Here is a 19,999-nt window from a genome sequence, read left to right as displayed (position 1 = left end):
AGGTTAAAAATCAGACAAACCAGCCGGATTGTCGACTTATTGTATGGGTGTATTACTTGATTTGAAGGGCAAAAAAATGTATACTAGTAGTTATCAGTAAGAAATGGAATATAACCCCGAAGGGTACGCATTTAACCTGATAAGTTACGAAAACATAGGAGGCAAAAATGATAACATTAAGTAAAGGCGGAGCATACCTTATTGGTGGCACAGAAGTTGTAGAAACAGGTGCAGGCTCAGAAGAATTACTAAAGAACAAGTTAGGGGATAAATACCTTACAAAAGAAGATGCTGCAAAGAATACTATGGCATATGGTATTTTGAACGAACACAACACATCAGGCAACATGGACAAGCTTCAGATTAAGTTTGATAAGCTTACATCCCATGATATTACATTTGTTGGAATCATTCAGACAGCAAGAGCTTCAGGATTAGAGAAATTCCCAATTCCTTATGTGCTTACAAACTGCCATAACAGTTTATGTGCTGTTGGTGGAACAATTAACGAAGATGACCATATGTTTGGACTTACATGTGCCAAGAAATATGGCGGAATTTATGTACCACCTCACCAGGCAGTTATTCATCAGTTTGCCAGAGAGATGTTAGCAGGTGGCGGAAAGATGATTCTTGGTTCTGATTCACATACACGTTATGGTGCTCTTGGTACTATGGCTATGGGTGAAGGCGGACCTGAATTGGTTAAGCAGTTACTTTCACAGACATATGACATTAATATGCCTGAAGTAATCGGTATCTACATGACAGGAGAACCTGCTAAGGGTGTAGGACCTCAGGACGTTGCACTTGCAATTATCGGAGAAGTATTTGACAAGGGTTATGTTAAGAATAAAGTTATGGAATTTGTAGGACCTGGTGTTTCTAACTTAAGCGCAGATTTCAGAATCGGTGTTGACGTTATGACAACAGAAACAACTTGTCTTTCATCTATTTGGCGTACAGATGAGAAGATTAAGGAATTCTATGACATCCATGGAAGAGTAGATGAGTATAAAGAATTAAATCCTGGCGAAGTTACATACTATGATGGAATTGTTTATGTTGATTTATCTAAGATTAAACCTATGATTGCAATGCCATTCCATCCAAGTAACACATATACTATTGAAGAATTAAATGCTAACTTGGAAGATATTCTCCACGATGTTGAAAAGAAAGCTTTAGTTTCATTAGATGGACAGGTTGATTATAAACTTACAAACAAGATTCGTGATGGAAAACTTTATGTTGACCAGGGAATCATTGCAGGTTGTGCAGGTGGTGGATTTGAAAACATTTGTGCAGCAGCAGATATATTAAAGGGACATAGCATTGGAGCTGACGAATTTACACTTAGTGTATATCCTGCTTCTATGCCAGTATATATGGAATTAATCAAAAACGGATGCGCAGCAGATATTATGGCTACCGGCGGTGTTATGAAGACAGCATTCTGTGGACCTTGTTTCGGTGCAGGTGATACACCGGCTAACAATGCCTTCAGTATCAGACATTCAACACGTAACTTCCCTAACAGAGAAGGAAGTAAGTTACAGAATGGACAGATTTCTTCAGTTGCACTTATGGATGCCAGATCTATTGCAGCAACAGCAGCTAACAAGGGTTATCTTACAGCAGCTACAGATGTTGATGTTGAGTTTAAGGGACGTAAGTATCATTTTGACAAGAGTATTTATGAAAACAGAGTATTTGACTCACACGGAATAGCAGATCCTGATACAGAAATCCAGTTTGGACCAAACATCAAAGACTGGCCGGAAATGGTTGCACTTACAGACAATCTTCTTCTTAAAGTTGTTTCAGAGATTCATGATCCGGTTACAACAACAGATGAATTAATACCATCAGGTGAAACATCATCTTATCGTTCTAACCCACTTGGACTTGCAGAGTTTGCACTTTCAAGAAAGGACCCTGAATATGTAGGAAAGGCTAAAGAAGTACAGAAAGCGGAAAAAGCAAGAGAAGCAGGACAGAATCCTGTAGATGCACTTCCGGAAGTTGGAGGAGTATTTGAAGCGTTAAAGAGCAATCTTCCTCAGTACAAGATTGACAATGATACAGTAGGTATCGGAAGCACTATTTTTGCAGTAAAACCGGGTGACGGTTCAGCAAGAGAACAGGCTGCTTCATGTCAGAAGGTATTAGGCGGATGGGCTAATATTGCCTGTGAATATGCAACAAAGAGATATCGTTCAAACCTTATTAACTGGGGTATGCTTCCATTCATTTATGAATCAGAAGAATTACCATTTAAGAACGGTGACTATATTTTTGTACCGGAAATAGTTGAAGCTGTTAAGAACAAAGCTACAGACGTACAGGCTTACGTTGTAGATGATGACAAGAATGTTAAACCATTTACATTAAAGCTTGGCGAAATGACTGACGACGAACGTGACATTATATTAAAAGGCTGCCTGATTAATTACAACAGAAAATAAATAATTAAAACAGGGAGGAGACCATATGGGAAACAAGAATGTCATAACAAAAGATGACTGTTATTTGTTTGGAAAAGGTACTCATTATGAAATATATGAGAAACTGGGTGCACATGTTACAACAATTGATGGTGTAAAAGGAACATATTTCGCAGTTTGGGCACCCCATGCAGTTAACGTAGCCGTTATAGGTGATTTTAATGACTGGTTGGGATTTAACCATAACATGAAGATGGAAAATGATTCAGGCATCTGGGAACTTTTCATACCGGAGGTTGAAGAAGGCGCAATGTACAAGTATGTTATTTCTACACAAAGTGGGGATACATTGTACAAGGCTGATCCTTATGGTTTTTGGGCTGAGAAAAGACCCGGAAATGCTTCAAGGGTAGCAAATATTGATAATTACAAATGGAAAGATGCTAAATGGATATCAGAGAAGGCAAAGGAGAATCACTATGAACTTCCAATGTCAATCTATGAGGTTCATCCGGGTTCATGGAAAAAGGATTTTAAAGGTCCTGATGATGAAGACGGATTCTATGATTACAAGCGTATGGCTAAAGAACTTGTAGCATATGTTAAGGATATGGGATATACTCATGTAGAACTTATGGGTATATTGGAACATCCTTTTGATGGTTCATGGGGATATCAGGTTGTGGGATATTATGCACCTACATCAAGATATGGAACACCTCAGGATTTTATGTATTTGGTAGATGCTTTCCATAAAGCAGGAATCGGGGTTATTTTGGACTGGGTACCTGCCCACTTCCCAAAAGATGCTCACGGACTTGCAATGTTTGACGGAACACCACTTTATGAATATGCAGATCCAAGATTGGGAGAACATCCTGACTGGGGCACTAAGGTTTTCGATTATTCTAAGACAGAAGTTGTTAATTTTCTTATTGCAAACGCATTATTCTGGGTTGAAAAATATCACATAGACGGACTTCGAGTTGACGCAGTTGCTTCTATGTTATATTTGGATTACGGAAGAGAAGACGGACAGTGGGTTCCTAATAAGTATGGCGGTAATGAGAACTTGGAAGCTATTGAGTTCTTTAAACATTTAAGTAGTGTTATGAATTACAGAAATCCAAGAGCATATATTATTGCTGAAGAATCCACAGCATGGCCTAAGGTTACTATGTCACCTAAGGAAGGTGGCCTTGGATTTTCTTACAAGTGGAATATGGGCTGGATGCATGATTTCTTAGAGTATACTAAGCTTGATCCTTTGTTTAAGAAGGGTAATCATAATAAGATGACTTTCGGATTAACTTATGCATTTAGCGAGAATTTTATTTTAGTATTATCTCACGATGAAGTTGTTCATTTGAAATGTTCAATGATTAATAAGATGCCGGGTTATCCACAGGATAAATTTAAAAACTTAAAGACAGCATATACTTTTATGTTGGGACATCCGGGCAGAAAGCTGTTATTTATGGGACAGGAATTTGCTCAGTTACAGGAATGGTCAGAGGCTAGAAGCCTTGACTGGTATCTGCTTGATGAACCTGAACATAAGGACATGCAGGAATATGTAAAGAAATTACTTCACTTATATAAGGAATATCCGGCACTTTACACTGAAACAAAGGGCTATGGAGCTTTTGAGTGGATTAATGCCAATGACAGCGAAAGAAGTATTTTCAGTTTCATAAGAAAGACAACAGAAGCTGATTATAAGAACTCTATCGGTTTCGTGTGTAACTTTACACCAATGGAAAGACCTGATTATATTGTAGGAGTTCCAAAAGCCGGAACTTACAAGAGATTGGTTACAACAGAAACAGGTGAGAAACAGGTTGTAAGCTACAGAGCCAAGAAAGGCGAGTGCGATGGAAGACCATACAGATTGGAAATTCCACTTAGACCATACGAATCAGTAGTTTTCGAATTTCCAAAAACAAGAAAAAAGAAAGCTACACCAAAGAAGAAAACAAAATAAAAAATAAAATTGTCTGTGGTACAAAAAAATAGTGCCACAGACATTTTTTTGTGCTATGATGTTGATTACAGTGGATCAAAGTCAGCAGCCCACTTGTGCTTGCACAAGAGTGGGGTGATGACCTTGAGACACGCCCCCAACATGAGCATAAAAGTGTAGCGCAAGCTACACGATATGCGAATGCTGGGGGAGGATTGCGGGAGTGCGAAGCACGTAGCAATCCGGTAATCAATAAATTAAAGGTCAAAAAGTTTTATACAAGGATTGAATGGGTGATGAAATGAAAAAGAAAGTTATAGCAGTTGTTGCAATTGTGCTGATTTTTGCAATTGCAGTGGTTATAGGAATAAATTTTAACAAGAAGCAGTCTAAGAATAACAAGCAGAGCAATAGCGGTCAGGCAACGTCTACATATAATGGTAAGTTGCCGGGGATTGATTTATATTATGGAAGTCAGAAGGTTGGAAGTCTTAACGGCTACACAATGGATATGGAAGAAGAACATATGCGTGATGTTATTGTCCCTGTTAATACAGACAGAACGGTTCCAATTACAATATCAACTAATGGCAATAAGGTTTCAGAGATTTCTTACGAAATGAAGAGTACTGAGGACAACCGTTTGATAGATAATGGAACCCTTGCTGGCTGGAAACAGAAGGACGGCAAGATTACTTTGAATTATCAGGCCAGTGCCATTATGGAACAGGGAACAGAGTATTTCTGGGAAATAATTATCAAAACAGATAAGTATGAGCAGATTAATTATTACGCAAGAGTAATGGTTACGGATAAGGAGTTTGTTACTGAACAGATTAAGTTTGCGAAGAATTTTGCACAGACCGCTTTAAAGGGCGAGGGAGCTTCAAAGCTTGCTCAGTATATTGAGCCTGATAGTAGTCTTCCTAATGATAACCTTGGTCAGACTACTATTAAGTCAAGTTACAATAGCCTTATTTGGACTTCACTTAAGCCTGAGCTTATATCTGATATAACAATAACAGCAAAAGAGTTTTGCATAAAGGACACCGGGGAAGCCGGAACTTATACAATGAATTATCAGATTAGAACAACTAATGCTGAGAAGGTTAAAGAGAAATATAATGTTTCTGAAACAATTACAATATGGAGTTGTGCAGGAAGAATTTATGTTTTGGCATATGACAGGGAAGTAAATCAGATTTGGACAGCAGACAAGAATAACGTAGGCGGAAGTTTTATTGACTTAGGCATTCAGAAAGAAACAAAGGCTGATTTTGTTGAAAGTTCAAATCAGCAGTTTATGGCGTTTCAGGTTAACGGCGATGTTTACGTAATGGATTTGAATGAAAGAAAAATCAAACAGGTTTACAATCTTAATGCCAAGAATGCTGAACAGCTTAACAATACTAAGGCAAGGGTAATTACCGTGGATGACAAGGGCAATGTTGACTATATGATTTATGGCTATAGCAAGGCTAAGGAGCATGTAGGCGAAAACGGAATTTCTATTTTAAGATATAATTATGAGTCTAACAGTTCCAAAGAGGCGGCTTTTGTACCTTGCAAAGTGCCTGCTTACAACTTGGAGAAGCAGTTGTCACAGCTTTGTTACGTAGGCGACGGAACTCTTTATATTATGATGAACAACACTATTTACTATGCAAACCTTAAAACTAAGGAGTGGGGAGCGTTGGTAGAAAATGTGGAAGACGGAAGTTTTGCAATTAACAGCGACGGAAGTATGTTGGCTTACAATACAAGTGGTAAGGCTTATGATACGGAAAGCATTACAATTGTTAACTTAAAGAATGGTGAAAAGAAGACTATTGAGGCGGGAGCTGACAATATTATTACCGTATATGGTTACACGGGAACGAACCTGATTTATGGAATAGGTTCTCAGAGTGATGTGCCAAAGAAGAGTTTTGTACCTGTTAGCAAGTTGGTAATTGTTGATAAGAATTATAAAGAAGTTAAGTCATATTCACAGAATAAGATTTATATTACAGGTGTTGAAATAACAGACAATATTATTAATATTAAGCGGTACAATGGCAAGAGCCAGATTTCAGATGACCAGCTTTTGGATAATACTGAGACTAAGAAACCTGTTGCAAAAACAAGTTATTATGTGGATGATGTAAAGCAAAAGGAATTAGCTTTGGCATTTACTAATGCACTTGATGGAACTAAGCAGCTTTCAGTTGAAAAGATTGGCAAGGTAACTTTTGACAGTAGTTCTAAGGTTAATGCTACTTTTGAGAGCAAGAAAGAAAATAATTATTATGTTTACGGATATGGAAAGCTTCAGGGGATTTACAGCGACAAGAACGCTGCAACTAATGCGGCAAAAGCTACATATGGACTTGTAACGGATAACCGTGGACATAAGATATGGGTTTTTGAAGAGAATTATAATTAAAAATATCAGAAAAGGTCAAAATGCTTATTAGAAAAGGGTGTTTTGACTTTTTTCTTTATCTTTACGCGAAAAATTTTTAATGTTATACTTAAAGATAGTAAAAAATTCGGGAGGAACTATGCGATTTATACATACTGGTGACATTCATCTTGGAGCCACTCCGGAGAGCAAAAGACCTTGGGCGGCTAACCGTGGAGATGAAATTTGGAATACTTTAGAACGTTTAATTAAAAAAATAAAAATAGACCCGGTAGATTTGCTTATTATTGCAGGGGATATGTTTCACAGACAGCCATTGCTTCGTGAACTTAAGGAAGTTGATTATTTGTTTTCGACTATTCCTGACACAAAGGTTGTTTTGTGCGCGGGAAATCATGATGCCATTAAAAAAGGCTCTTTTTATGACGGTTTCAAATGGAGTGAGAATGTTATTTTCTTAGGTGACAAGAATATTGAAAGTGTGGAGATTCCTGAGCTTAATACATGTGTGTATGGACTAAGTTATCACCAGACTGAAATTAAGGACGCAATGTATGACCATGTTATTGTGGACAGACCGGATATGATTAATATTCTGGTGGCTCATGGCGGTGACGAAAAGCATATTCCTATTAATAGAAAGAAGCTTGCAATGTCAGGTTTTGACTACGTGGCAATGGGACATATTCATAAGCCTGAAATAGATGAAAAGATGAAGATGGCATACAGTGGTTCTCTTGAACCTATTGATATGAATGATATTGGACCTAGAGGCTATATTTATGGTGAGATTTCAAAGAGAGGTCTTGAACTTGAATTTGTGCCTTTTGCAAAGAGAATTTACAGGGAACTTGATTTCACGGTAACTCCAACAGCTACTAATTTGGAAATAAGACATAGACTGATTGACATGATTAAGGAGCAGGGACAGGATGATATGTACAAGATTACTTTTAGCGGTTACAGAGATCCTGATTTTGACATTGATGTTTCAGATATTGAAGGTGTTGGAAATGTTGTAAGTGTTATCGACAATACGGTTCCTGATTATGATTTTGAAGAATTGTACGCTGAAAATAAGGACAATATTCTTGGAATGTACATAAAGAAATTTCTTGACAGGGAGAGTCTTACACCTTTGCAGCGTAAAACCCTTTACTATGGAACAAAGGCATTGATGGATGCCATGGAGGACAGGGCATGATTATAAAGGACATACGATTAACTAATTTTGGAAAATTTAATCATAAAATGGTAACTCTTGAACCGGGACTTAATATTGTATACGGTGAGAATGAAGCGGGAAAGACTACTCTTCATACTTTTATAAGAGGAATGCTCTTTGGAATAGAAAAACAGCGTGGAAAGGCAAGTGGTAAGGACCTTTACACTAAGTATGAGCCATGGGAGAATCCGGCTAATTATCACGGTATGATGCGAATCGAAAGCGATGGTGTAACTTATCGTATTGAGAGAAATTTTAATAAGCTTAATAAGTCTTTTAAGGTTATTAATGAAGATGAGGGTATTGAGCTTAAAACAGAGGAGATTGAAAATCTTTTCGCAGGGCTTGATGAAAGTTGTTATTATAACACTATAAGTATAAGCCAGCTTGGCAGCGTTACAGATAAGGAACTTGAAGTTATTCTTAAGAATTATGCGGCAAATCTTGGCACAACAAAGTCTATGGAGATTGATATTAAATCAGCATTTGCAGATTTAGATAAGCAGAAGAAAAATATAATGATTGAAAGCCGAATTGCCGAAGAGGATGTTGTTGAGAAGGCTATTAAGAATGCCAAAGAGGATTTGGAGATTTCTCAGGGCGAACAGCATACAATAATTGCTTCAATAGAGCAGAAAAAGCAGTCATTATTTAATCTTTCTAATAAGAAGAAGGAATTGTCAGCTCTTGATGCAAAACGACTTGAAGCCTTAAATAAACTTAATGAGCGTAAGGAGAATCTTTATCAGGAGGCAATTACTTTGACTGCTGACAGTGAGAAGTTTTCAGCTTCTCTTGAACAGATTGAAAATCACCAGAAGCAGCTTGAACAGGAGCTTGCTGACAAGGGCATTGACGGAAGAGAGACTATGGAATATCTTCTTGAAAAAGTTACTAACAGAAGTAATATGCCTGTTTTGTTTATTATCCTTATGATGGGATGTATTGGTGGCGCTGCAGGTTTTATTATGGGAAATTACCAGATGATGGATTTAAAGCAGTTTTGGGTTAAGCCGGGCATATGCCTTGGTGCGGCTTTTGTTTTTCTTATACTTGCAATCTTTAAGTATGGATTTAATAAGAAGAAGCGTCAGAAGAAGTTGGATGCCTTAAAGGAGATTAAGCTTGTAATGGATAAGCTGGACGCGGCAAAGCACGAAAGGGTTTATGTTGAACGTCAGCTTAACAATAAGAAAGAAGCTTTAAAGGATACTCAGGAGTTTATTAAAGCCGAGGAAGAAAAAAGCGTTGATATGCAGGATTATAGTGACGAGTTAAAGGACTTGGAAGCGAAGGAACGTGAAATCAACGAGGCAATTTCAAAGTCTCAGTGGATTCTTGAACAGAAGCAGGAAAAGGACATTGAGCTTCAGAAGAAGATTGATGAACTTGAGGAGCGATTTAACAAGATTAAGAAAGCAAAAGTTGAAATACAGGCTATTGAGGATGCCAAGAGTAATATTGAAGATATAGCAGATGAAATCAGAAATAGTTTCGGTAAGAGATTAAATGAGAGAGCATCTTATTATATTTCACAAATTACAAACGGCAAATATGACAATCTTTCAATAGATGACAAACTTAACATATCTGTAAACAGTAAGCACGCTCTCATAGCTGCTACACGACTTAGCAAGGGCACAATAGAGCAGATATATATGGCACTTAGACTTGCGGCAGCAGATATTATATTTGAAAAGGACAAGAAACCTATACTTCTTGATGATGCCTTTGCAATGTATGATAACAAGCGAATGGGTAATACTATGAGATTTATGGCAGAAAATATGGAACAGGTAATCATCTTCTCATGCCATACAAGAGAGAAGCTAATGGCGGATAAGTTAGGACTTAAGTATAACTTTATAAGGTTGTAGTGGAGAGTTGCAAGGCTATGAAGTTATAAGTTAGAGTTGCGAGGTTATAAAGTTATAAGATAGAGTTGCAAGGTTATGAAGTTATAAGTTAGAGTTGCAAGGTTATAATTGAGAACGATAAGATTTAAACGATAGATCTAAGGATGCGGCGGAGAATTGAATATTATATGAGTGTGGAAGAGTGAGAATTAGCCCCGGCTACGGAAACGTAGCCGGGGTTTTTATAGGCTGAAATTGTGGGAGAATTTTTTAGAGAAGATGGGGCTTTTTTGTAGAAATGGTAGGGATTATAAGAGAAAAACGAATTGTCTAATAAGAAATATGTTCCATAGTGTATATAAACAATGAGCATTTAAGGAAAATATTATAGGTGTACCCCGAAAAACAAGAAAATTAATATGTTGGGGTACATTTTAGACTTACTTATACAGTATGTTGCATAAACGAACTGGAAATTTAGGGCGCTGTACCCCAAAAATTAAGAAAAATTATATGTTGGGGTACATTTACAATTTACAGATACAGTGTGTGGCACAATTACACGCGGAAAATTAGAAAACGTACCCCGAAAAATGACAAAACTGCTATGTTGGGGTACATTTACAACTTACAGATACAGTGTGTTGCACAATTACATGCGGAAAAATAGAAAACGTACCCCGAAAAATGACAAAACTGCTATGTCGGGGTACATTTACAACTTACAGATACAGTGTGTTGCACAATTACATGCGGAAAAATAGAAAACGTACCCCGAAAAACGACAAAACTGCTATATTGGGGTACAGGACATAAAAAAAGGGCTCAAACACTAATTAGTATGTCATATCAAACTAATTAGTGCTGAACCCATACAAATTCAATAGTGATAAAAATCAATCCATCTTATAACTAATGAAGTATTTATATTGATTAACAATTATTATAAAGTCATATTCTTTTAATGAGAAATCAAACTAAGATAACCTCCTTTATCTTTTCGATTTCTTTAACGAGAATACAAACTCTGTTCCAACGCCTTCGGTGCTGATTACATCGATTGTTTCGTTGTGTCCCATAATAATTTCTTTTACGATGGCAAGTCCGATTCCGGAGCCTGTTTTGTCACGACCACGGGAAAGGTCGGTCTTGTAGAATCGCTGCCAGATTTTGTCGATGCTGTCCTGTGGGATTCCCATACCAAAATCCTTAACGGAACAATATTGTTTTTCACCTTTGTTATAAAGCTTGATTATAATCTTTGAACCCGGATTACTGAACTTAATGGCGTTATCAAGTAGGTTGTAAAGAACCTGTTCGATTTTGCCTTTGTCAGCGTATACATTGCAATGCTTTGGTGGAAACTGAATAACCAATTCAATATTCTTCTTCTCGCAACTGCCCTGGAAAGTATCAACTGTTGAAGCGATAACTGATTCCATATTAAAGTCTTCAAAAATAAGTTCAGGACCGGTGCTGTTCCAACGGTTAAGGTCACGCAATCCTGAAGTAAGCTTTTCAAGACGGTTAGCCTCAGATAAAACAATTGAAAGATATTTGTTGTAATCTTCCGGTGGAATTGTTCCATCCATTATAGCTTCAATATAGCCCTTTATAGAAGTTAAAGGAGAGCGGAAATCATGGGAAATATTAGAAATAAATTCCTTTTGATAAGCTCGTGAGTTGTTTAACTGCTTAGACATATATTGAAGTGAGTGCGCCACGTCACCGATTTCATCGTCATTGTTAACCTTAAGTCCTTCGTATTCAAAATTACCTTTGGCATATTCCATTGCTGCCAGTCTAATCTGCTTAAGTGGCAAATAAATAAACCACATAAAGTTAAAGAATATAATAAGTGAAAGAGCCAGTATAATTGCGTAAGTAACGTAGAAAATAAGTGTTACATCATAGCAACTTTTTTTTATAATGGAAGTAGGCATATGCGCCACAATATATCCATAAGTCTTATTATTATTTTTAACTTCGTAGACAACACTTAAAGTGTCGGTTTTAAAAATATTATAAAATTTGCCAATCTTGTAATGCGTATTCTTGTAATCATCAGGCTTGAATTTTTCAATCAAAATATTAGAAGAATCTTTTGAAAGATTACTTGTTGTGCCTGTGTAATAAAATGGTTTGCGGTTACTATCAAGAATAAGTATGTCACAGTCTAGTACGTTGTTAAAATCATTTAAAAACTGCTTAGGATTGTCTAAATCATCAAGTGAGTTGTCCACGCAGTCCACAGCATTACTTCCTATTACAGAGGCATATTTGTAAAGGGTGTTAATGTTATTGGTCAGAAGATGATTATAAATCAAGTTATTTGACCAATAAGAAATTAACAAAAAACCTAATATTGCAAAAGAAAAATACCCTGTAAAAAATTTAGTTAAAATAGAATTTTTCATATTTAGTTATGTACCTCGAATCTATATCCTACACTCTTTCATATTTAGTTATGTACCTCGAATCTATATCCTACACTCCAAACTGTACCAATTGACCACTGATCCGTGTCAGCAATTTTTTCACGAATACGTTTAATGTGAACGTCTACAGTTCTTGTATCTCCGGCATATTCATAACCCCAGATATGGTCAAGAAGTTGCTCTCTTGTAAATACTTGATTAGGTGATGAAGCAAGGAAGTACAATAATTCAATCTCTCTTGGAGTCATTTCAACAGGTTTGCCCTTGTAAATAACTTCGTAGTTTGAAAGATTAATAATAAGGTCCTTGTATTCAACACGTTTTTCATCAGGCTTCTTTTCGACAGGAGCCGGAGCTTCAGTGTAACGTCTGAGAACTGCCTTAACACGGGCAACAAGTTCCTTTGAGTCAAAAGGTTTAATAATATAGTCATCTGCACCAAGTTCAAGACCTAAAACCTTGTCAAAAACTTCTGTTTTGGCAGAAAGCATAATAATAGGAACCTTTGATTCTCTTCTTATTTCACGACATACTTCGTAACCATCAAGTCCCGGAAGCATAATATCCAACAAAATAAGATTTGGAGCATATTCTTTAAACGCATCAAGAGCCGACTGGCCATCATGTTCAATACGTGTTTCGTAGCATTCCTTAGTTAAATATAAAGATATAAGGTTTGCAATGTTTTCATCATCGTCAACTATTAAGATTTTCTGTTTGTTTGCCATTTTAAATCCTCCTGTTAAAAAAATCTATTTAAATTCTACAACTGTTGCACCTGCACCACCTTCGCCATGTTCACCTGTTCTGTAGGATTTTACATAACTACATTTCTTAAGATGGTTTTGAACTGCATTTCTAAGAGCTCCGGTGCCTTTGCCGTGAATAACATATACCTGTGGCAAATGTGCAATGTAAGCATCATCTAAGTATTTATCAAGTTGAGAAATAGCTTCGTCAACTGTTTTTCCAATTAAATTAATTTCAGTTTTAATATTCATAGACTTGTTCATTTTAATCTTGCCTGTTGAACCACGGGTTAAGCCTGGTGCCTTAATATCAGGTTCGTCAATAATTTCAAGGTCACGAATATTAACCTTAGAGTTTAGTATACCCATTTTTACTGTAAGATTACCGGCTGCATTAGGCAATGAAGCAACAGTACCGTTAAGATTCATGCTCAAAACTTTTACACCTGTGCCAAGCTTAAAGTCGGAAGGCTTGTAAGCCTTTTTTGGTTTGGCAGCTTTAATTGATGAGCCTACCTGGTTCTTTTTAAGCTTTGCTCCAACATTACTTCTGGATTTTTCCATTTCGCGGGTATTGCCGGATTTTCCATATTTATTAATAGTTTTGATAGCTTCGTCGGCTGTTTCCTTAGCTTCCTTAAGAATATCAACAGCTTCTTCGCGTGCCTTGTTAAGGATTTTGTCACGCTGTTCATTAAGCTTTTCTGTCTTAAGTTCATAATCACGTTTAAGTGATTTAATCTGAGACTTGTAAACTGCAATAGTTTCCTGATCTTTTTCAATCTGGATTCGCTGTCTTTCTATTTCGGACAAAACATCCTCAAACTGCTCATTATCTGAATCGATGTGAGACTTAGCATCTTCAATAATGTAGTCAGGAAGACCTAACTTGCTTGAAATAGCAAAAGCATTACTCTTTCCGGGAACACCAATAAGAAGTCTGTAAGTTGGTCTGAGTGTTTCTACGTCAAACTCGCAACTTGCGTTTTGAACTCCCTCAGTTGATAAGGCAAATAATTTTAATTCACTGTAATGTGTTGTTGCCATAATTCTTGAACCGATGTTTTTAAGGAAAGTAAGAATTGAAATGCCAAGGGCTGCACCTTCCACAGGATCCGTTCCTGCACCAAGTTCATCGAAAAGTACCAGTGAATCCTGATCTGCCTGATTAAGTATATTAACAGTATTAACCATATGGGCTGAAAAAGTACTTAAACTTTGTTCAATACTCTGTTCGTCGCCAATGTCAGCAAAAACTTCTTTGAAAACTGCAAGTTTGCTGCCCTCAAAAGCCGGAATATGAAGTCCCGCCTGGCCCATAAGCGTTAAAAGTCCTACAGTTTTAAGTGAAACTGTTTTACCACCGGTGTTAGGACCTGTAACAATCAAAAGGTTAAAGTCTTTTCCAAGATGAATGTCTATAGGCACAACCTTTTTAGGATCCAAAAGAGGGTGGCGTCCCTTCTTAATATTAATCTGTCTTTGATCATTAAACTCAGGCATTGAAGCTTTCATTTCTTTTGCAAGAGAAGCCTTAGCGAAAATAAAGTCAAGCTTAGGTAATATTTTCATGTCTGTTTTTAATTCGTAAATATGTTCAGCACAAGCCATACTAAGGTTTGCAAGAATAATCTGGATTTCATCAGCTTCCTTGCCTTCTAACTCGCGGAGTTTATTGTTAAGTTCAACAACAGCAGCAGGTTCAATAAACAAAGTAGAACCTGTTGAAGACTGGTCGTGAATAATACCGTTAACATTGCCACGGTATTCCTGCTTAACAGGTACACAATAACGTCCATCCCTCATTGTAATAAGGGCATCCTGAAGATAAGTGTGACCTGACTGGGAATTAATGAGAGATGACAACTGGCTGTGAACACGGTCGTTGGTAATCTTCATCTGTCTTCTTATATTTTTTAGATTAGCAGATGCATCGTCAGCTATTTCATCCTCTGAAATAATACATCTTTCAATGTCATTCTTCAAATTAGTTAAAGGTTCAATAGCCTCAAACATATCATCAAGACTATCTCTTTCAGCCTCATCATCACGGCGGGAGAAAGTTTTAACTCTTAAGGCAACTTTTAAAAGGGAGTCAATTCTAAGTAATTCTCCGGTGCCAAGAGTACTTCCAATCTCTAATCTTTTAATGGATTCGCCAATATTGTGAATACCTGAGAAAGAAAGGCTTCCTTTCTGCCAGATTCGTGATAAGGCATCACCTGTCTGTTTCTGATTTTCTTTTATTTCATGAATATCGGCAGATGGAACAAGTGCGTGGCAAAGCTTCTTGCCAAGCTCAGAACCTGCCTGATTTTCTAACATTTTTATTATTTTATAGTATTCAAGGGTTTTAAGAACTTTTTCGTTCATGATAAAGCCTCCAATTCTTGTATTTAGGTACATAATCAATTATAATAAAGATTGACTGTCAGGTAAAGAAAATCTTAACATTTGGAGGAAAAGATGAGATATATAGAAACATTAAGAGAGGGCGAAAGAATTCAGGAAATATATTTGTGCAGACAGAGAACTACTGCAATGACTAAAACAGGAAAAGAATACGAGAATGTTATTCTTCAGGACAAAACAGGTTCCTTGGACGCCAAGATATGGGATCCGCACTCAATGGGGATAGATGAGTTTGATGCACTTGATTATGTTGAAGTAAATGGTGATGTAACAGTATTTAACGGTCAGACACAGCTTAGTATTAAGCGTGCAAGAAAGATTAGCGAAACAGACGTTGACCCGACTAATTATTTACCATGTACTAACAAAAACATTGACGAAATGATGATGGAATTAACAAAATTCATCGCCGGTGTTAATAACCCTTATTATAAACAGGTTTTAACAAAACTATTTATTGACAATACAGAATTTGCGGAAGCATTTAAGAAGCATTCAGCAGCCAAAAGCGTGCATCACGGTTTTATTGGCGGCTTGCTTGAACATACATTATCTGTTGCAAAAATGTGTGACTTTTTTGCAAAGCAGTATCCTATTTTAAATAGAGATTTACTTATGACATCAGCTATTTGTCACGATATTGGAAAGGTTTATGAACTTTCAGACTTTCCAATGAATGATTACACAGATGCAGGCCAGTTACTTGGACACATTGTTATGGGTTCAGAAATGCTTGGAAAGATTATGGATTCAATTCCTGATTTTCCAACTAAGTTAAAGAATGAATTGAAGCATTGTATTCTTGCACATCACGGAGAGCTTGAATATGGTTCACCTAAAAAACCGGCTCTTATTGAGGCAATGGCACTTAATCTTGCAGACAATGCAGATGCAAAGATTGAGACAATGACAGAACTTTTAAACAGTAACAGTTCTGCGTCATCAGACCAGTGGTTAGGATACAACAGATTGCTTGAAACTAATGTTAGAAAGACAAGCGAATTAAAGTAATAAATAAATAGATAATAATACAAATACGCAATAATTAGCATAAATATGCGAAAAAATATACAGATAATTATTTAAAGGAATTTTCATGATTAAGAAAAATGATATTTTAGATTTAACAATTGAAGATTTAGGCGTAAACGGAGAGGGTATAGGCAAAGTTGATGGCTATACTCTTTTTGTTAAAGACGGAGTAATCGGCGACAAAGTTACAGTAAAGGTTATGAAGGCTAACAAGAATTTCGGGTTTGCCAGATTAATGGAAATAAAAGAGCCTTCTAAAGATAGGGTTTCGCCAAGATGCAGTGTGGCAAGACAGTGTGGCGGATGCCAAATTCAGTGCATTAATTACAAGGAGCAGCTTAGATTTAAGAAGAATAAAGTGTACAACAACCTTGTGCGAATCGGTGGTCAGAGCGACTTCGTAATGAATGATGTAATGGGAATGGATGAGCCTTTTAACTATAGAAATAAGTCTCAATTTCCAGTTGGAATGGATAAGGAAGGAAATATTATTTCAGGTTTTTATGCAGGAAGAACTCATTCTATTATAAATATAGACAGTTGCGACCTTGGCTTAAAAATTGATGGCCGTGATGTAAACAAAGAAGTCATGGATACCGTAAAGGCATTTATGACTAAATATAGAATTGCACCTTATAATGAAGTAACTCACAAGGGCCTGGTTCGACACGTACTTATTAGAATTGGTGCAAAAACAAAGCAGATAATGGTTTGCGTAATTATAAATGGCAAGAATCTTCCAAACAAAGAAAAACTGGTTGAAGAGTTATGTAAACTTGAAGGAATGTATAGCATTTCTCTTAACATTAATACTAAGAAAAGCAATGTGATTCTTGGGGACAAGGTGATTAACTTATATGGCCCCGGATATATTGAGGATTATATTGGAGATGTGAAATTTAGAATTTCTCCGTTGTCATTTTTCCAGGTCAATCCTGTTCAGACAGAGAAATTGTACAATAAAGCTTTAGAATATGCAGATTTAACAGGCAATGAAATGGTATGGGATTTGTATTGTGGAATCGGCAGCATATCACTATTTCTTGCAAAGAAGGCAAAGCAGGTTTTGGGTGTTGAAATAGTACCGGAAGCAATTGCTGATGCAAAAATAAATGCAAAAATTAATGGAATAAATAATGCGGAATTCTTTGTTGGAGCAGCAGAGGATGTAGTAACGGAATATTTTGAAAATCACAAAGATGACGAGGAATGTAAGCCGGATGTTATTGTTGTTGACCCACCGAGAAAGGGTTGTGATCATAAGCTTCTGGAAACAATAGTGGAAATGAATCCTGAAAGAGTGGTTTACGTAAGCTGTGACAGCGCAACGCTTGCAAGAGATGTGAAGTGGCTTAGTGAAAATGGTTATAAGTTAAAAGAGGTCACACCTTGTGATATGTTTGGTCAGACAACACATGTGGAGAGCGTGGTAAAACTACACAGGAAAGATATCTAAAAATCCTTGATTTTAGGCACTTTGAGAGCTTTTTTAGGTTTGATAAAGATGGCTCAAATAGGAGAAAAAAGACACTTTCCAATGGAGTTGACGTTTCTGTAGTATTAGATGTGGTGACTGGGAACACACGGTAGTAACGTTCACAATTAAAGAAAAAACAAATATTTACTTCGTAGTAATTAAGACAAAGGATTACTCGTTTTCAGTAATGAAAATGAGTAATCCTTATTTTTTTGAAAGGAGAATTTGAAAATGGAAGAAATTAAGAATGTTAATCTGACACAATTGAAACCTTTTAAAAATCATCCCTTTTCAGTAAATTTTGATAAAGATTTTATTGAATTGATGAATAGTATTGATAAGGAAGGTGTAATAGTGCCATTACTTGCAAGACCTAATCCTAATGGAGAGGGGTATGAACTTATATCAGGGCATAGAAGAAAAATGGTATGTGAAGAGTTAGGAATAGAGAAAATTCCGGTTGTCATCAGAGAAATGAATGATGAACAGGCAATAATTGCAATGGTAGATATAAACCTGATGCAGAGAGAAAAGATTAAGTTAAGTGAAAAAGCCTTTGCACTAAAAATGAAATTAGAAGCAATGAGCCGACAGGGACAAAGAAGTGATTTAACTTCTGGTCAAGTTGACCAGAGGTTAAAAAATAGGGATGTAAAAACTTATGGAATAGAAATTGAAAAAAAAGATAATGAAGAATTAGTATTTCGAAACAGTGAAAAAACAACAAATTCATATTCATCAAGAAAAGAATTAGCGATGCAAATAGGTGAAAGTGAAAGACAAATACAACGATATATTAGGTTAACACATTTAATACCACAAATATTAGAAATGGTAGATGCTGAAAGAATAGCCTTTACAGTTGCAGTAGAGTTATCTTATTTAAAAGAAACTGAACAATATGAATTATATGCGGTAATGGATTTAGAGCAATGCACTCCGTCATTAACACAGGCTCATAGAATGAAAATGTCAAGTCAAAGCGGAAATTTGGATATGGATAATATTTATTGCATATTGGAGGAAGAAAAGCCAAATCAAAAAGAAAAAATAAAAATACCAGCAGATTTGTTGGAAGAATTTTTCCCTGAAAATTTTACAGAAAAGCAAAAGATAGGGTTAATAAAAAAATTAGTTGAAGAATGGTATATAGAACAGAATGAGATTGATATCAAATTGTCCAAGCGATAAATCACCATGTCATGGTAAGTATTGCAAATTATTTACCATGTCAGTCAATTTAAACAATTTAGAAAATAACTTATCATTATGACATGCGATAAAACATCGCAGTTGTAAATTGAAAACTGAATAACAATTACAAATTTATGAAACAACAAGTTTCATATCTTACATGAAAGAATTGATGTAAGGAGTAAAATTCCGGTGCACCTGTCCGGATAATCATTCACAGCATTGCGACGAGAACCGAGGGATTGAGAAAAGAAGGCGGAGCAGGCAGGACAGATTAAATGTAGCGGAAGGATAATAAACCACAAAGGAGTGAAAGAAGCTCCTTATCCTCGAAATGGCAGCAGAGGAGATAGTTTCTATTTAGAAGCGTCGTGAACGCAAAAGCGGCTTGTTTGTAATTCCCAGGTGTACGGGCGATGGGGGCTTAGAGATAAGCGAAGTACACATACATAGTTAATACCCATAAGAATACTATGAATCTAAAGAGAAAGGAGCCTAAACAGTTGGGAATTAACACAAAAGCTTTTAAGAAAGATGAAATAAAAAGCGAAGCCGATAATAAGGAACAGTTAGTAAAAGAACTTCATAGCTGTATGAAATGTAAATATTTCTGGGGAAATGATAACAGATGTATCAATAATAAGAAATGTGGTTCAAAAAATAGTACAAATTGTAACGCATACAAGCCAAAGGATAGCAAATGTATAGGATGTCCTTATGGAAAAGACAGTTTATATTGCTTTCCTTGTATGAAAGATTTGTTAGGAGAATAAAGAAAGAAGGATACATAGATGACTAAAAA

General features: G+C 36.3%; 12 protein-coding genes. 9 read left to right on the top strand and 3 right to left on the bottom strand.

All coding sequences use genetic code 11. The annotated features are described in order from the left end of the window. Positions 1-167 precede the first annotated feature (167 nt). The 5 genes from NQ558_RS01840 (at position 168) to NQ558_RS01820 (ending at position 9,916) form a co-directional block, all read left to right on the top strand. Entirely contained in the window at positions 168-2,468 is a 2,301-nt protein-coding gene (locus NQ558_RS01840; protein ID WP_005361974.1) for a hydratase, read from the top strand. Positions 2,469-2,493: 25 nt separating this feature from the next. Beyond that, the gene (glgB, locus tag NQ558_RS01835; RefSeq protein ID WP_005361976.1) at positions 2,494-4,431 is read left to right on the top strand and encodes a 1,4-alpha-glucan branching protein GlgB; all 1,938 of its coding nucleotides are present in this window, start codon (positions 2,494-2,496) and stop codon (positions 4,429-4,431) included. Between the two features lie 280 nt (positions 4,432-4,711). Then, positions 4,712-6,835 (top strand): hypothetical protein, encoded by a 2,124-nt coding sequence (locus NQ558_RS01830; protein WP_156774980.1) that lies wholly within the window; start codon positions 4,712-4,714, stop codon positions 6,833-6,835. Between the two features lie 118 nt (positions 6,836-6,953). Continuing rightward, positions 6,954-8,018, top strand: a complete 1,065-nt coding sequence (locus NQ558_RS01825; protein ID WP_040446887.1) for a metallophosphoesterase family protein — start codon at positions 6,954-6,956, stop codon at positions 8,016-8,018. Beyond that, complete coding sequence (locus NQ558_RS01820; RefSeq protein ID WP_005361984.1) at positions 8,015-9,916, top strand: ATP-binding protein; 1,902 nt, start codon at positions 8,015-8,017, stop codon at positions 9,914-9,916. The genes NQ558_RS01825 and NQ558_RS01820 overlap by 4 nt, the downstream gene beginning before the upstream one ends. Positions 9,917-10,887: 971 nt before the next feature. On the opposite strand, the gene NQ558_RS01815 is transcribed toward NQ558_RS01820, so the two are convergent. The 3 genes from NQ558_RS01815 to NQ558_RS01805 form a co-directional block, all read right to left on the bottom strand. After that, on the bottom strand, positions 10,888-12,147 hold the full coding sequence (locus tag NQ558_RS01815; protein WP_050750971.1) for a sensor histidine kinase: 1,260 nt from the start codon (positions 12,145-12,147) through the stop codon (positions 10,888-10,890). 209 nt (positions 12,148-12,356) lie between these two features. Further along, complete coding sequence (locus NQ558_RS01810) at positions 12,357-13,061, bottom strand: response regulator transcription factor (RefSeq protein ID WP_040446888.1); 705 nt, start codon at positions 13,059-13,061, stop codon at positions 12,357-12,359. 24 nt (positions 13,062-13,085) lie between these two features. After that, a complete protein-coding gene (locus NQ558_RS01805) occupies positions 13,086-15,455 on the bottom strand; it encodes an endonuclease MutS2 (protein ID WP_040446889.1) in 2,370 nt (789 codons plus the stop codon). A gap of 93 nt (positions 15,456-15,548) precedes the next feature. Between NQ558_RS01805 and NQ558_RS01800 the strand changes: the two genes are divergently transcribed. The 4 genes from NQ558_RS01800 (at position 15,549) to NQ558_RS01785 (ending at position 19,970) form a co-directional block, all read left to right on the top strand. Further along, complete coding sequence (locus NQ558_RS01800) at positions 15,549-16,505, top strand: 3'-5' exoribonuclease YhaM family protein (RefSeq protein ID WP_005361993.1); 957 nt, start codon at positions 15,549-15,551, stop codon at positions 16,503-16,505. A gap of 85 nt (positions 16,506-16,590) precedes the next feature. After that, positions 16,591-17,982, top strand: a complete 1,392-nt coding sequence (gene rlmD, locus NQ558_RS01795; protein ID WP_005361995.1) for a 23S rRNA (uracil(1939)-C(5))-methyltransferase RlmD — start codon at positions 16,591-16,593, stop codon at positions 17,980-17,982. Positions 17,983-18,234: 252 nt separating this feature from the next. Then, positions 18,235-19,194 carry a ParB/RepB/Spo0J family partition protein gene (locus NQ558_RS01790; RefSeq protein ID WP_005361997.1) on the top strand — a complete coding sequence of 320 codons (960 nt, stop codon included), beginning with the start codon at positions 18,235-18,237 and terminating at the stop codon, positions 19,192-19,194. A 476-nt stretch (positions 19,195-19,670) separates the two neighbouring features. Then, on the top strand, positions 19,671-19,970 hold the full coding sequence (locus tag NQ558_RS01785) for a hypothetical protein (protein ID WP_005361999.1): 300 nt from the start codon (positions 19,671-19,673) through the stop codon (positions 19,968-19,970). Positions 19,971-19,999: the final 29 nt, after the last annotated feature.

It is taken from the genome of Eubacterium ventriosum (genome assembly GCF_025150745.1).
Lineage (GTDB): Bacteria > Bacillota > Clostridia > Lachnospirales > Lachnospiraceae > Eubacterium_G > Eubacterium_G ventriosum.
The sequence above is the reverse complement of the archived record's forward strand: the minus strand, read 5'-3'. Positions and strand labels throughout refer to the sequence as shown.